This window comes from Pontibacter akesuensis (genome assembly GCF_001611675.1).
Lineage (GTDB): Bacteria > Bacteroidota > Bacteroidia > Cytophagales > Hymenobacteraceae > Pontibacter > Pontibacter akesuensis.
The window spans coordinates 1,125,736-1,140,574 of record NZ_CP014766.1 but is presented as its reverse complement, the minus strand read 5'-3'; the positions used below and the strand labels follow the sequence as shown (position 1 = coordinate 1,140,574).

Sequence of the window (14,839 nt, the reverse complement as noted above, 5' to 3'; positions counted from 1 at the left end):
AGGTGATTTGGCTTATGCAGCAAGTACGTTTTTAAGCGAAATGTAGTCTATAAAGTAGAGCAGTTTAACGGAGAAATTATTGTTCTGCGGCACAGCAAAGGTGCTGGACACGTTTTCGAAGTAGCGGTTCTGAATCTGACTGCCCCTGTCCTCGATAAAGTTTTTCCACACCACCCGCAGTTCGCTGCCGGGGGCAAAGCGCCAGCTGTACACCAAGTCCATGGTAAAGGTGTTGTAGTTAATGTCGGCGATGTTAGAAGTATAAGGCTGTTGCTCCTGCGTCAGCTGTTGCAGCAGGCCCTGCTTCGTCAGCTCAAAGAAGTCCTGATAAGCCGCTCTCGACCAGTAGTGGCGCATGTTTAGCGTAAGGCCCGATCGCTCGTTGAAAATATAGGCGCTGCTGATGGTGGTGCTTACGGTGGTGATGGTGCGGTCGCCGAACAGGATGTGCCGCTGACTTGCCTCGTCGGTATACTTCCTGGCAAAGCCGATGTTGCGGACCTCCTTCTCAAAGTTGTTGCCGTTGATGATGGACAGCTTATCGTTCACGCGGAAGCGCGGTGAGAAGTTCAGCCACCAGCTATTTTGGTCGTACTGCCCAGATCGCCAGAAGCCGGTGGAGGCATCGAGGGCGACGCGCCTGCGGTAGTCGGTGCTGATGCCCACGTTGGAGCTATAGGCGGCCGGGCGCACGAACACCTGCGGAAAGGTGCGCGCCTCGAAATAGTCGTACTGCTCGCCGGGGCGAACGCTGGCGTTCATATAGGCGCTGGTGAAGTTGCGGAAGCGCACGTTGGTGCCGGCGTTAAAGCTGAGGCTGGTAAACGCACCTGGCTGGTAGAGCCTGCTGTGGTGTATGCTGAAGTTGTTGCGCCACGAGAGAAACTTCCAGACCGGCTGGTAAAAGTTATAGCTCACCCTGGCGCTGGTGTTCATCTCGTTGTTGTTGCCGATAAAGCCCAGGTCGTTGATGTCGTACGTGTCGGATTCCACGTTGTGGTCGAAGCCGTACTGCAGGTTGCCGCTGATCTTGCTCAGGTTAACGAAGTACTGGTGGCCCAGCGTGGCACCGTCGTTTGTCAGTGGGTCCCCGTCCACCTCTTTGCCGTACAGCTGGCTTAGGTTTCCGCCGGTGGTCAGGGCAAAGAGATTGCGCTTATCGGCAAAACGCATGCGCAGGCCGGTTACGTTGGCATCGTAAAAACCGCTGGTGCGCGTCACATTGGTGTTGGTAAAGGTGATGTAGGAGTTGCGCGGCAGCGTCTGGTCGAGCACAAACACGTTGTAGTTCGATAACGGATCTGTCAGGATCTCACGTGTGGCACCGGTTACCGAGTCCTGTACGGTGGCGTAGGAGTTGCCGGTAAAGGCGTTGAACAAGCCAATGCCCAGGCCACGGCGCGTCCTGCCCGATACTTTTGCGGCATTCAGCAGCTGTGTCAGGCTTGGGTTCCGGATAATCATTTCCTGGTCAACTAGCTGGTCGTCCACGGCGCTGTACCCCACCGGCCTTGCCCCGATGCGGCGGGAATAGAAGAGGCCGGCCTTGTTGAACAGTTCCGTGCCTTCTGTAAAAAACTGGCGGTTCTCGCTGTACTTCACCTCAAAGGGGCTCAGGTTCAGCACCTGGTTGTCGGATTGCGTCTGCCCGAAGTCCGGGATCAGCGTAACGTCCAGCGTAAAGGCATCGTTGATGCCATACTTCACGTCCATGCCGCCGTTAATCGACTTCGTAAAATCTTTCTGTTTGTTGCCTTCGTCTCTGCCTGAGTAGTGGTTGATGTAGCCCGACACGTAAGGCATAAACTGCAGCCGCACCGGCGACTCAATGCCATCAATGCCGATGGCGCGGCCCTCCTGGTTGATGAGTCCATCCACCGAATTGTCTACGTGGCTCCAGAACGATTTTTCGCGGGTGCGGCGAATGATGCGCATGTAGTTGATGCCCCAGGTCTGCACGTCTGCCTTCGGGAAGCGGATAGCGCCGTACGGAATGCGCATCTCCACCGTCCAGCCGCGCTCATGGGTGCGTACGCTGCTTTTCCAAACGGCATCCCAGTTCCAGTCCTCCCGTCCCTGAGAGTGCTTGATGTCTGTCTGCACCCCAGCCGCCGACACCAGGAAGGCAAACGCGTTTTGCTTGTCGTTGTAGGTATCGAGGTACACGCCAAACATATCAGAGTTGTTCTCACCTGAGTCGCGCTGGCCGAGTTGGGTGAGTACCGAGTCGGGTGCCGTGTCGTGCAGGATGGCACCGATGTATATGGCGTCGTTGTCGTAGAGCATGTACACCTCCGTTTCCTGCGAAGAGGGCTTGCCGTTGTGCGGGTCATACCGCACAAAATTCGTGGCGGGCACTACCTGCGCCCACACCTCCGGCTCCAGGTGCCCATCCAGCACGGGGGGGGCCTGAGTGCGTACAGCCTTGGTGGTTTTATTTCGCTTGTTCTTTTCTGCTGTAGGGTCATCGTTTCCGGAGGCGTTGGCACTCCCGGTGAATAAGCTCAGAAGAAGTATAAAAGGTAAAATTCTGGTAAACATGCTTAATGGCCGCCTACGGCAGGACGGCGGTAAATTTTAAGGTAAGATTGGGGATACGGGTTGTGTTAGTAGCGGAGTTGCGGGTGGCGTGTTTTTACTTTTTCAGGCGGATGCTGTCGGGCTGAATATCAATTTTACCTGCCTTGTACAGGCTGCCGATGGCGCGCTTAAACGTTTTCTTGCTCATGGCCAGCGTCTGGTAAATGTCCTCTGGCGAGCTGCTGTCCGAAATCGGCATCCAGCCGCTGCCTTGCTCGAGCAGGCGCAGAATTCTGTCGGCCGCCTCGTCTTTCTCGCCCACCAGGGTAGCGCCCGGTTTGCGCAGCGTCACGTCTATTTTATTATCCGGGCGGATAGCCTTGATGTAACCCGTGGTTTTGTCGCCCATGCGCAGGTCGCGGAACACTTCGTTTTTGTACAGGATGCCTACATAGGCGTTGTTGATGATGACTTTGATGCCGATTTCGGTCGGATTGGCAATGAGTAGCTGCACCTCGTCGCCTTCGTTCAGCTGGATGTCATCGTTCTGCAGATATTTTCCCAGTTTGGAAGTGGCCACCACACGGTCGGTCGTCTCATCCACGTACAGGTACACGCAGTATTTCTTGCCCACCTGCATCTTGTTTTTCTGGTTGTGGAGCGGCACGAGCAAATCCTTTTCCAGGCCCCAATCCAGGAAAGCGCCGAAGGGCGTTTCGTCGGTGCAGGTAAGGCAGGCAAACTCTCCCACGGTGGCGTAGGGCTCCAGGGTGGTGGCAATAATGCGGTCCTCGGAATCGCGGTACACGAACACGCGCAGCCAGTCGCCAGGTTTCGCACCCTCAGGCACGTACTTGCCCGGCATTAGAATGTCTCCGTCTTCTGAGGTAAAGTAAACGCCGAAGTCTACTTCACGTGCTATTTCCAACTCGTTAAAATTGCCAAGATCAACCATTTTCTGATGTGCTTTTGAGGTATAAAGGGGCAGCTGCGCCGCGCCTCTACAAATCTACTAAAAAGACAGCGACCCTGAAAGGCACCGTGTTAGATTAAGCGAAAAGGGAGTAGCAAGTATAGATACTCCCTGCTTTCTTGGAGTGCAACAGGGAAGTTAACGTAGCTGTAGCGCACTAGCTGAAAGTCTCACTTCCATCGAAATGACAGAAGCGCATGTGGCGCTTGATACTGTTGCCAACAGCATCATCAGAAAAATATAAGCCCTGGCTGCTTGAGGGCAACCAGGGCTATACTTTATACTTCTGTTCAGGCTTACGCCTTTGCTTTTTTCTGCGGCTTGCGCGCCGACTTGGATTCCTGTGCTTCGCCGTCCTCCATGATGTCTTCCGGCATGTGCAGCAAACCGATGCTCAGGCCATCCTCACCCAGGAAGTGCTCGATGTGGTGGCAACGGTCCTCTGTCTTGAGCAATATGCCTTCCAGCAGCGACTTAGTGGCAAAGTCTTCCTGCTTCAGCGCTATCTTGATAGACTTGCGTAACTCCACCGCGATGTTTTTCTCATCTTCCATGTCTTTCTTCAGCATCTCGCGGATGCGGAACTCGCCTTCTTCCTCGTGCTCGAGGTACGCAATTTTTAACTGGTTTGCCGGGTGGCAGGTCGGACAGTAGCCCATTACCGTCAGTCGCTCGGCAATGGCATCGTACTGCTCGTGTATCTCGGTGTAGTGCTCCTCAAAAAACAGGTGCAGGTCGCGGAACTGAGGACCTTCAACGAGCCAATGGTGTTTGTGGTATTGGTGGTATAATACGATAAAGGAAGCCAGGTGGCGGTCCAGTTCTTTGGCCATGGCCGTGGCTGTTTCCTTTGTTAACCCTACCGGGTTTCCTTCATATTCGTTTTTCTCTCTTACCTTTTCCATAGTTTGGTTTATAGCTTCTAAATCTGTTACCCTTATATAACCGGTGAAGTAGCCAAAAAGATACGGAGAGCCTAATAATAGTCGGCTACGCCCGGCCGCGTGAACTGGAAATCCCGGAAGTCATAGTACTCGGAGGAAGACTCGAAAAGCCTGAAATCGCGCATGTTACTGTTGGGCGGCAGCTGCGGGTAATACCCCAGCGTAACCTGTATGGTGCTGAAGGAAAGGAATTCGTTCCGAAGCCTGAAACCGATGCCGTAGCTCTGGTAGGGCGTGTCGGTGAAGGGATTGCTTTGGTTGCCGGTAGAGAGCCAGGCCACATCGGCAAAAACGAACGTTGCCAGCCTGAAACCAAGCAGGGAGAGGGGCGTGTACAGGCTGGCCTCATAGTTCAGGGAAACCCGCCTGGTGCCGCGCACCATATCCGAGCGAAAGCCCCGGATGCCACTTTCGTTATTGATAAAAAGCAGCTCCTCAGGGTAACGGTTAATGCCGATGGTACCCCGGCCGAGCACGTAGTGGCGCAGCTTCCAGTCGCCCCATTCCGCCAGCCTTGTTATGTACAGGGCCTCGACATCGAGTACGCCCTGTTCCCACCGATCATCCCGGATGTAGGTGCCGTACCCGGCCCTGCCAAAAAGATAGCCAAAACCAGGGCCATACCTTGCCACGGAAAGGGAAGTGCCCAGGTAGGTGCGGTCCCAGATATCGCCTTCCTGGTAGCCGCCGGTCACCGAGAATAGCGTGCCCACCGGAATGTCCTCGGTGCGGCCAAAACCAAACAGGTAGCGGTCTTTGTAGTACTTTCGGATGCTGTAGCCCACGCTGCCCAGCAGCAGGGTGTTGTCCTGGAAATTATCGGTTGGGGTGGCGCTGTAATTGGTGTTGATAACCCGGGAGCCAAGTATGATTCTCCCCCGGGGCTCATACCCCAGGTTGTAGCTCTTGAACTTGAGGGAGCGCCCCAGCCACACGTCCTGCCGGTTAAAGTTTACATTGCCGTACCGCAATACCGTGTCGTCGGGCGCGAGGGGAAGCTGGAACCGGTCGTTAATCCAACTCACGTTCACCGCACCGGCATACTTGGTGTTCACGGTAAAGAAGTTACGCGACAGCGACAGGCTTTTCTCCTTGTAGTAGTTCTGGTCCACATAGGCCACGTCCGCCGTGATGTAGGTTCTGCCGATGTTCTCTATCGTGTAAAAGCCCGCTGCCTCCCAGGGGCGGGGACGGTCGAGGTTAAACTTATAGGTGCCCTCCACCTGGTGCGCCTGGCCCAGGAAGTTAAGCTCGCGCAGCGTAACGCGCCCCTTGCCCGATGACAGGGAGTAGGAGCCGGAGCCCCCGAGGCTGAAAATGTCTTTTGTTACCACAAACACGTCCACGCTGTCGTTGGTGGAGGTTTGCTCATTCACCACGATACGCGCATCCAGCAGGTGCCTGGTCTGGCGCAGCAAACGCTCTGATTCGATCAGGTCGAGCGGCTCCAGGGGCTCATGCTTGCGGAAGAGCAGCTTGTTGCGCACTTCGCCGCGCCCGGTTTTCACGTGGAGCGAGTTGCCCAACTTCTCAAAGAAGGAATCGGGGACACGGGAGGTGTCGTTAACGGAGTAGCCGAAGGCGTCGAGGGTGAGGATGTCGATGTTGCGCACAATCTTGTAGTTGTGCTTCTCATACTCCTTCTGCACCAGTTCGGCGTTCATCCGGGTGGCTTCCTCATCGGCAGGGTCAAAATCCAGCAGCGACTTCAGGAGCTTCCCCATGATGGTTTTGCGCTCCGACATCTTCTTCAAATTCTCGATCACGTTGTCGTTGAAAGACTGCTTCACAGAGTCCACCTTAGTTGTGTCTGCGGGCAACACCTGAATCGTGTCTGGCACCACCACCTGCGCCTGGCCTATACTTGCGCTTAGCAACAGCAGGCACAGCAGGCATGCGCGTAGCAAACGTACAGGATGAGCGTGTAAAAGGGGCATAAGAGTTGGTGCGTTGCAATCTGGCCGTATTCCGGCCTCCTAATATAACGCTTTCTGAAGCGACAGCGATACCGATGATCTATAAAAATAGAAATCGCCGCCGCCATACATGCAGCTGTAGCAGTCTGTAGTACTTTTTGTGCTAATGGAATTAGTTTATTAACAAGTGTAGATAACCTTGTGGATAAAAAATTACTAATTATATTGGCTTAAACTAAATACACATCGTATCTTTAACACGTTGAAGGGGATGAAGATAAGCGCAATGGACAGCAAGGTAACAGATAAACTAAAGATATTAGCAGATGCCGCCAAGTATGATGTTTCCTGTTCCTCCAGCGGTGCAAAGCGGAAGAACGAGAACAAAGGGCTGGGCAACGCAGAAGGCATGGGCATCTGCCATAGCTACACCGAGGATGGCCGCTGTGTGTCGCTGCTGAAGATCCTGCTGACCAACCATTGCATTTTCGATTGCGCCTACTGTGTTACCCGCAAAAGCAATGATGTGAAGCGCGCCGCCTTCACAGTGCAGGAAGTGGTGGATCTGACGATCAACTTTTACCGGCGCAACTATATCGAAGGGCTGTTCCTGAGCTCGGGCATTTTTAAGAACGCCGACTACACCATGGAACGTCTGGTGCGGGTGGCGAAGAAGCTGCGACAGGAGTATAAGTTCAACGGCTACATCCACCTGAAAACCATACCGGGGGCCAGTGAGGAACTGATAAAGGAAGCTGGGTTGTACGCCGACAGGCTGAGCGTGAACATTGAGTTGCCCTCGGACGTGAGTTTGCAGCAGCTGGCACCGGAGAAGAACTACAGGGAGATTCTGGTGCCGATGGGTAACATCAGCCAGCAACTGTTGCAGGCGAAGGAGGAGAAGAAGCTTTTCAAGTCGGCACCCGCTTTTGCGCCGGCCGGGCAAAGCACCCAGCTGATTGTGGGGGCATCGGCTGAGAACGATTACCAGATCCTGCAGCTGTCGAGCAAACTGTACCAGGACTATAGCCTGAAGCGGGTGTACTACTCGGGCTACGTACCGGTGAGCAGCGACAATCGCCTCCCGATTATCACGGAGCCGCCCATTATACGGGAGAACCGCATTTACCAGGCCGATTGGCTTATGCGCTTTTATGGTTTCGATTCGAAAGAGATTGTGGATGAACAGCAGCCGCACCTGGACCTGGACATTGACCCGAAACTGGGATGGGCGTTGCGCAACAGGCATGTCTTTCCGGTGGAGATTAACACGGCGGATTACGAGGTGATTCTGCGTGTGCCGGGTATCGGGATGAAGAGCGCACAGAAGATTGTTTCGGCCAGGCGCTTTACACCGCTCCACTTCGAGCACCTGCGCCAGATGGGCGTGGTGCTGAAGCGGGCAAAGTACTTTATCACCTGCCAGACCAAAAGCCTGCAACGGCAGGACTTTGCGTCGGAGGCGATCCGCAGAAAGATAGTGTTTGGCGATGGATCGGTGCGCAGCGCATTGCTGACACAGCAGCTGGATCTGTTTAGCAAGGCAGGGTAAGCAAAAATGGAGAAGGGGAGAGGATGACAGCCAGGAAAAAGAAATCAGGTATACTTAATTATACTCCTAAATCGATAGTTCAAACCAAAAAAGTAGTTGTGATGAGAAAGAACCAGAAAGTTGCCCGCGTATCGCTTTACTGCAAGCTAAACATGCTGGTGCCGCAGTTGCAAAACCTGTCGGCGCGCATGAAGGCCGAAACCGCAGACAAAGCGCGCAACGCCGTTAAATAATTTAATTTATACTTGCTGATGCACTTCTATACTTACGATGGCACGTTTGAGGGGCTGCTGACGGTGGTGTTTGAGGCTTTTGAGCGCAAAGCCTGGCCCACCGACATTGAGCAGGAGCACCTGGCGCAGCCAAGTATGTTTGGCGAGCACATTGCCGTGGTAACCGACGAAGAGAAAGCAGGGCGCGTATGGGTAGGGCTGCAAAAGAAGCTGAGTGCAGGCGCGTTGCAGTCGCTGTACCACACATACCTGTGGGAGCAGCCGGGCTTTGAGCAAACCATCTTCAACTATGTTAAGCTGGCGTTTGGTTCAGAGCGAAGTATAGAGGGAAACTTTGCGGCGCCTTGTGTGCTGCAGGTGCAGCAGGCGGCCAAGCAGGTGCACCGCGAAAAGCACCGGATGGAGGCGTTCGTGCGGTTTCAAAAAACGGCCGACGATTTGTTTTACGCCACCATCTCCCCGGATTTCAATGTGCTGCCCCTTGTTATCCAACACTTCGAGAAGCGCTACGCCGACCAGCGCTGGGCTATTTATGACACCCGCCGGCGCTACGGTGCTTTTTACGACCTGCAGGCAGTGTCGCTTGTGCAGTTGGAACTGCCGGCGCACCAGCGGCATGCTGCGTTGGCTACCGAGGCCAAGCACGCTGACGAGGATGGCTACCAACACCTGTGGCAGGTGTACTTTGATCACGTGAACATTCCGGAGCGCAAGAATCCAAAGCTGCACCTGCGCCACGTGCCGCGGCGCTACTGGAAATACCTTTCTGAAAAACAACCCCGGATACTCCGGAAATAGCTTCTTCTACAGCTTCAAGAGAGTTTTGCACTTAAACAAGGGTAAAAGTATACTCAATGCGCAACTTTTTGTTGCCTCTATACGTTAATAGGTATATATATTGCTTTTACTGTAATGCAGAAACGGTTTTCAGGCTTGCACCCGGCATGATTGAACCAAACCTGCGCCATATCTAAATTTGCACTATGAATTCACGCGTACGAAAGAAACTCATTCAAGTAGCTCGCGGCAGAGCACATCTGATGTCCTTCCAAAACCTGATCTACGAGGCTGAACTAGGCCTTAACCTGGAAAACTCTCATGAAAAGTCGATGCTGACTGACGTGATAGACGAAATTTCTGAAAAAGAGTATCAGGAGGGCAGGCCACTGTTAAGTGCTTTGGTCCGGGTGAAAGGACAAAAGAACCAAGGCGATAGCTTTTTCAGGATGTGCGAACGCCTGGGCTACGGCAACTGGAAAGAACTTAAACGGAACTCCAAATTTATTGAAGAGCAGCGCGAAGCCTGCCGCGAGTTCTGGTCCGACAAGAAAAATTTTACATCGTATCTTTAACTACTAACCGTTAAAGCTACCAACAAGGCGGGGCATCAGGTAATTTACCTGATGCCCCGCCTTGTTTTGTTATGCACTCTTCTAGGCGTTTTCCGCATTACACACTGGTGTGGTTTAGTGAAACCAACCGGTCAGCAGCGTGGCAGGTTTAAGTCATCTTTAGCCTCTTTAGGAAGCATTTATGCTTCCTAAAGAGGCTATGTCTCCTTGTGTGCGTTCAGTTGAAACCTTTGTAAGTACAAATATTGCAACTATGACAGCGGGAGCGGGCGCGGTTTGGTAGAGCCAAAAAGGAAGTATGAATATTCAAGTATAAGTTAACAGCCCTTAAAAAGCTGCAGTAGCTTCCAATTATATAAGCCGCCCTAGTTGTTGCACAAAACCAGCGTTTTAAACTGCGTGTGGGCTGTATGGAGTATATTTTAAAGAATATTTATAGAATGTTTTGAATATATAAAAATTGATTGCTTTCTTTAGAAAATAAACAGAAGCTGTAGCGCTCCCACCTAAGCCCTGCCTGCTCCGCCCGAATAAGAATCTTTTAACTGCCTAATAATTCTTGTTAATTTCTAATTGCCCATGAAAGCAAATTTTACAAAACTGTATGTGCTGGCTGTTTTGCTGGTCAGCTTCACTTCTTCGGCGTTCGCCCAGGATGCTAAGTTTGGAAAGGTCTCCGAAGCGGAGCTCAAAATGAGCGTCTATGACAAAGACACTTCCGCCGCCGCCGTTATTCTTTCAGATTACGGCTTTACCCGCTTCGATTACATCGGAGAACTGAAAGTGGTGTTCGAACGCCATATACGAATCAAAATCTTCAAAAAGTCCGCGTATGACTGGGCCGATGTGGTGGTTCCGTTTTACATGGATGGCTCCAGCAAAGAGAAGGTGACCGCCATCAGAGGGTTTACCTTTAACCTGGAGGGTGGCAAGATTGTCAAAGACAAACTGGAGGGCAAAAGTATATTTGAGGAGAAAAACTCGGAAAACAGCTATGCCAAGAAGTTTACGATGCCGAACGTGAAGGAGGGTTCTGTACTTGATATCACCTACACCGTCAACTCCGATTTTGTATACAACCTGCGCGATTGGGAGTTCCAGACCAGCATCCCGACAATCTGGAGCGAGTACCGTGCCCAGATACCAGAATACTTTGATTACAAGTTTCAAATGCAGGGATACCAGGGGCTTTACAAGAGCGAGAACAAGCGGGAGACTGTTGCTGGAACTGCTACAGTCTCGACCCCGGACATGCAGAACAATGCTTACGTTTGGGTGATGAAGGATGTGCCTGCCCTGAAGGAGGAGAAGTATATCACCACCGTACGGGATTACCAGTCCAAGATTGAGTTTGAGCTGCAGCGGGTTCATTTTCCGGGCCAGCCTTCGCGTGTGATGACCGGTGACTGGAATAACGTGACCAAAGATTTATTGGAGAGCAGCTATTTTGGGGTGCAGCTGAACCGTAGCGGCTTCTTTAAGGAGGAACTTGCCGTGGTGCAGGCAAAGCACAAGGACCCGCAGGCGCAAATGGCCGCTATATTCGATGTGGTGAAAAAGCGCATGACCTGGAATGGCGAATCGCGCCTGTACACCAACACCACCATCCGCAAAGCATGGGACGAGCGCAAAGGCAACTCTGCCGACATCAACCTGTTGCTTACCTCTATGCTGCTGGAGGCAGGACTTGACGCTGCCCCGGTAATTCTAAGCACACGCAACCACGGGCGTATCAACACATCGATGTCTGCCATGAAAAGCAAGTTCAACTACGTAGTGGCTATGGTGCGCATTGGCGAGAAGGAGTACCTGCTGGATGCCACAGACCCGCTTGTAACACCTGGCATGCTGCCTGCCCGCTGCCTGAACGGCAGTGGTCGCCTGATCAAGAAAGCAGACCAGCGCTGGGTAAGCCTGCAGCCATCCGACAAGGCTATTAACCTGTTCAACGCTGAGCTGACTATCAACGAGAAGGGCGAAATTGTGGGCACAGGACACGAATCATCCGGTGGCTACAGCGCGTTGAACCTGCGCAGAACGATTCTGGAGGAAGGCGAGGAGAAGTATAAGGAGCGCCTGACCAAAGAAGTAGGTGACTTCAAGATGTCTAAGGCAACTATCAGCAACCTCGACCAGCTAAACGGAGCCCTGGATATCAATTACGACATCAACATCAGCGGCAGTGGCCGCTCCAGCAACATCATTTACCTGAACCCGATGCTGGGCCGTGGCGAGGATGAGAACCCTTTTAAACTGAAAGAGCGCCTTTACCCCGTAGACTTTGCCATGCCGCTTGACCAGACCTACATCTGCCGCATCACCATACCGGAAGGTTACCAGGTAGACGAGACACCGAAGAGTGTTGCCGTGAATCTGCCAGAGAGTGCCGGGCGTTTTGTGTACATGGTGCAGCAGCAGGGTAACTCCATCCAGGTTATGAGCAAGATAAGCATTAACAAGCCTGTATTTTATGCCCCTGAGTACGCGTACCTGAAAGAGTTCTTCGACCAGATTATCGCGAAGCAGGCCGAGCAGATTGTACTGAAGAAGGTTGCAGCTAACTAAGCACATTTTTAAATAAGGCATGTAACGGGAAAGTACAGCGATGATTATCCTGGAGTGGCACCTGCTGCTGCAGGATAATCATTTTCTGTTTGCCTGCTTACGCGCCCTAAATTCTTTAAGAGATGAAAAATACATCAAGCCCAGCCTGTGCCATTATGATTCTGTGGCTGTTTACGCTGTTGTTCCCTGCCGCTGCCTTTGCGGTTGGAGAGGGTGGCAGATCGGAATTGGCCAAAGGGGCAAATGCCGTTATCCAGACGGAAGAAACGGTGTTTACAGTTAACTCGCTCGGCAGCGGGACCACGCGTTTTAAAACCACGGTCGTTATCCTGAACGAGAACGGAAACCACCGGGCAAGGCTCTATGTGCCCTACGACAAGCTCAGCAAGGTGGGCTACATTAAAGGCGCCTCCTATGATCGGTACGGGAAGAAAATCAAGACACTCAAAAACAACGAGATAAAGGATGTGAGCAACAGCGACGATACTTTTTTCGGGGATAACCGCCTGAAGATTGCTGACCTGGAGTACAGCATTTACCCGTACACGGTGGAGTTTGAGTACGAGGTAACAAGCAGGAACATGATGTTCTACCCGAACTGGTTCCCGCAGGATGGGGAGCGGCTGTCGGTGGAGAAAGCTACGTTTGAGGTGCTGATGCCTGCCGGCATGAAATTGCGCTACCGCGAAAGCAACCTGACAAAGAAAGTGGCCGTGAGCACTGTGGGCACGCAGGAGCGCTATTTCTGGGAGGTAAGCAACCTGAAGCCGCTGGAGACAGAGCCGTATGGCCCAAGCCCTGAGGAGTTGGTGCCAAGCGTGCTCACTGCCCCGAATGAGTTTGAGGTAGAGGGCTACAAGGGAAGTATGGCCACCTGGAAAGACCTCGGCATCTGGCAGAACAAGCTGAACGTGGGGCGCGATGTGCTGCCACAGGAAACAATTCAGAAGCTGAAGCAACTTACTGCCAACGCCAAAACAGAGGAGGATAAAGTGCGCCTGGTGTACGATTACCTGCAGGGCAAGACCCGCTACGTATCCATCCAGTTGGGCATTGGCGGCTGGCAGCCCTTTGAGGCGAGCTTTGTGGACACCAAAGGCTACGGTGACTGCAAAGCCCTTACCAACTATACCAAAGCCATGCTGCAGGCGGTGGGCGTGAACTCGGTTTACGCGCTCATAAAGGCCGGAGACAATGTGGCCGATATCAAGACTGACTTCCCGAGCAGCCAGTTTAACCACGTGCTGCTGATGGTGCCTATGGCGCAGGATACCATGTGGCTGGAGTGTACTAGCCAGACGGAGGCTGCCGGCTACAACGGTACCAACACCGGTAACCGCCATGCCCTGCTGATAACACCAGAAGGGGGCAAGTTGGTTAAGACCACCACGTACGGGGCAACCGACAATCAGCAGATCAGAAGTATAAATATAAAGCTCGACGAGAAAGGCAGCGGCGTGGCCAAGGTGCAGACCCTTTACACCGGCTCGCAGCAGGAGATCCGTGATGGGGTGATGAACCACCTGAAGCCCGAGGAGCAGCGGAAGTGGCTGTATGAGCAGGTAAAGGCGCCGCCGTTTGAGATCAGCAAGTATAACTTCAGCCAGAAAAAAGACCGCTTGCCCAGCGTAACGGAAAACCTGGAGCTAAGCCTGCGCCAGTGCGCCACCCTTAGCGGCAGGCGTATGTTCGTGTCGCCGAACCTGATGAACAAGTGGACATACGCACCGCAGCAGAAGGCAGAGCGCCTTAGCGACGTGGTGCGCCTGTCGGCTTTTCTGGATGTGGACACCGTGGAAATTGACGTGCCAACCGGTTACGCGGTGGAGTATCTGCCGGGTGAAATAAGTTATAAATCAGTGTTCGGTGAGTACAGTGCATCGGTGGAGGTAGAGGGGCAGCGCGTGCTGTACGTGCGCACCATGAAAATGTACAGGGGCCGCTATAAGCCAGAGACTTATGCTGGCTTGGTGGAATTCCTGAACAACGTGATTAAGGCAGACGCCGAGCAGGTGGTGTTTGTGAAGAACGTGCCGTAAGTATAATTGCAGAAATTTTTGATAGAAGCTGCCAGCTTTGGGGAACATGCCCAAAGCTGGCAGCTTTTTTTGTTCAGGTCTTGATCAATCTGCGGGTACTGTATACTTCAGGCCAAAATTTTTTGGAATTATTTGATGTGATATACCTGTAAAATGCCACATCAAGATTGAGTGAATCATAAGCGCTAAGTCAACTAAAAAATAAGCTTAAATATTTTTTCTATATCCTGCGTCTTTTCTGACATGGCTCCGTCATCAGAGTGTAATCAACGAAAACACCTTAAAGACACAGCCATGAAAAGATTTCACGTAAACGTAAGAGTAAAGAATTTAGAAGAATCCACCGCCTTCTATACCGCCCTTTTCGGCACATCACCAACAGTCCTTAAACAAGACTACGCCAAATGGATGCTCGAAGACCCGCGCGTCAACTTTGCCATCTCCTTTCACCCCGAAAATGCGGGCATCGAGCACCTGGGCATACAGGCGGAAAGTCCGGAAGAACTAAACCAGGTATACGGCCGGCTGAAGCAAGCGAAAGGCGCTATCCGCGAAGAGGGCAAATGCACCTGCTGCTACGCAAAATCCGAAAAGTCGTGGATCACGGACCCACAGGGCGTGGACTGGGAGGCTTTCTATACTTTCGGCGAATCGACCGTTTACGGGGAGGGAGCCAACGCCAACGCGACAGCCGAGGCTGTTTAGGCGCTATACTTCTGTGTTTCTTTCCCACTGGCTTATAAGT

11 protein-coding genes are annotated in these 14,839 nt (G+C 52.6%); 7 read left to right on the top strand and 4 right to left on the bottom strand.

Annotation, left to right across the window (positions count from 1 at the left end):
• Positions 1-12 precede the first annotated feature (12 nt).
• From A0W33_RS04695 to A0W33_RS04680, 4 genes are all read right to left on the bottom strand, one after another.
• On the bottom strand, positions 13-2,541 hold the full coding sequence (locus A0W33_RS04695) for a DUF5916 domain-containing protein (RefSeq protein WP_068837090.1): 2,529 nt from the start codon (positions 2,539-2,541) through the stop codon (positions 13-15).
• 94 nt (positions 2,542-2,635) lie between these two features.
• A complete protein-coding gene (locus tag A0W33_RS04690) occupies positions 2,636-3,475 on the bottom strand; it encodes a CvfB family protein (RefSeq protein ID WP_068837089.1) in 840 nt (279 codons plus the stop codon).
• 314 nt (positions 3,476-3,789) lie between these two features.
• Positions 3,790-4,398, bottom strand: a complete 609-nt coding sequence (locus A0W33_RS04685) for a Dps family protein (protein WP_068837088.1) — start codon at positions 4,396-4,398, stop codon at positions 3,790-3,792.
• Between the two features lie 71 nt (positions 4,399-4,469).
• Positions 4,470-6,344 carry an outer membrane protein assembly factor gene (locus A0W33_RS04680; RefSeq protein WP_229802234.1) on the bottom strand — a complete coding sequence of 625 codons (1,875 nt, stop codon included), beginning with the start codon at positions 6,342-6,344 and terminating at the stop codon, positions 4,470-4,472.
• Positions 6,345-6,639: 295 nt separating this feature from the next.
• Between A0W33_RS04680 and A0W33_RS04675 the strand changes: the two genes are divergently transcribed.
• The 7 genes from A0W33_RS04675 (at position 6,640) to A0W33_RS04650 (ending at position 14,799) form a co-directional block, all read left to right on the top strand.
• The gene (locus A0W33_RS04675) at positions 6,640-7,905 is read left to right on the top strand and encodes a putative DNA modification/repair radical SAM protein (protein ID WP_068839934.1); all 1,266 of its coding nucleotides are present in this window, start codon (positions 6,640-6,642) and stop codon (positions 7,903-7,905) included.
• Positions 7,906-8,006: 101 nt separating this feature from the next.
• Entirely contained in the window at positions 8,007-8,138 is a 132-nt protein-coding gene (locus A0W33_RS21240) for a hypothetical protein (RefSeq protein ID WP_262502138.1), read from the top strand.
• 18 nt (positions 8,139-8,156) lie between these two features.
• Positions 8,157-8,936: a TIGR03915 family putative DNA repair protein gene (locus tag A0W33_RS04670; RefSeq protein WP_068837086.1), complete on the top strand. Its 780-nt coding sequence runs from the start codon at positions 8,157-8,159 to the stop codon at positions 8,934-8,936.
• A 185-nt stretch (positions 8,937-9,121) separates the two neighbouring features.
• On the top strand, positions 9,122-9,490 hold the full coding sequence (locus tag A0W33_RS04665) for a hypothetical protein (protein WP_068837085.1): 369 nt from the start codon (positions 9,122-9,124) through the stop codon (positions 9,488-9,490).
• A gap of 579 nt (positions 9,491-10,069) precedes the next feature.
• The gene (locus A0W33_RS04660) at positions 10,070-12,055 is read left to right on the top strand and encodes a DUF3857 domain-containing protein (protein ID WP_068837084.1); all 1,986 of its coding nucleotides are present in this window, start codon (positions 10,070-10,072) and stop codon (positions 12,053-12,055) included.
• A gap of 122 nt (positions 12,056-12,177) precedes the next feature.
• Positions 12,178-14,094: a DUF3857 domain-containing protein gene (locus A0W33_RS04655; RefSeq protein WP_082815127.1), complete on the top strand. Its 1,917-nt coding sequence runs from the start codon at positions 12,178-12,180 to the stop codon at positions 14,092-14,094.
• Positions 14,095-14,388: 294 nt separating this feature from the next.
• Positions 14,389-14,799: an ArsI/CadI family heavy metal resistance metalloenzyme gene (locus tag A0W33_RS04650; protein ID WP_068837083.1), complete on the top strand. Its 411-nt coding sequence runs from the start codon at positions 14,389-14,391 to the stop codon at positions 14,797-14,799.
• Positions 14,800-14,839 lie beyond the last annotated feature (40 nt).

What these genes read in the sequence shown, in the direction of transcription:
- A0W33_RS04695 (WP_068837090.1), bottom strand. Translation starts at nt 2,541, where the DNA reads ATGTTTACCAGAATTTTACCTTTTATACTTCTTCTGAGCTTATTCACC.
- A0W33_RS04690 (WP_068837089.1), bottom strand. Translation starts at nt 3,475, where the DNA reads ATGGTTGATCTTGGCAATTTTAACGAGTTGGAAATAGCACGTGAAGTA.
- A0W33_RS04685 (WP_068837088.1), bottom strand. Translation starts at nt 4,398, where the DNA reads ATGGAAAAGGTAAGAGAGAAAAACGAATATGAAGGAAACCCGGTAGGG.
- A0W33_RS04675 (WP_068839934.1), top strand. Translation starts at nt 6,640, where the DNA reads ATGGACAGCAAGGTAACAGATAAACTAAAGATATTAGCAGATGCCGCC.
- A0W33_RS21240 (WP_262502138.1), top strand. Translation starts at nt 8,007, where the DNA reads ATGAGAAAGAACCAGAAAGTTGCCCGCGTATCGCTTTACTGCAAGCTA.
- A0W33_RS04670 (WP_068837086.1), top strand. Translation starts at nt 8,157, where the DNA reads ATGCACTTCTATACTTACGATGGCACGTTTGAGGGGCTGCTGACGGTG.
- A0W33_RS04665 (WP_068837085.1), top strand. Translation starts at nt 9,122, where the DNA reads ATGAATTCACGCGTACGAAAGAAACTCATTCAAGTAGCTCGCGGCAGA.
- A0W33_RS04660 (WP_068837084.1), top strand. Translation starts at nt 10,070, where the DNA reads ATGAAAGCAAATTTTACAAAACTGTATGTGCTGGCTGTTTTGCTGGTC.
- A0W33_RS04655 (WP_082815127.1), top strand. Translation starts at nt 12,178, where the DNA reads ATGAAAAATACATCAAGCCCAGCCTGTGCCATTATGATTCTGTGGCTG.
- A0W33_RS04650 (WP_068837083.1), top strand. Translation starts at nt 14,389, where the DNA reads ATGAAAAGATTTCACGTAAACGTAAGAGTAAAGAATTTAGAAGAATCC.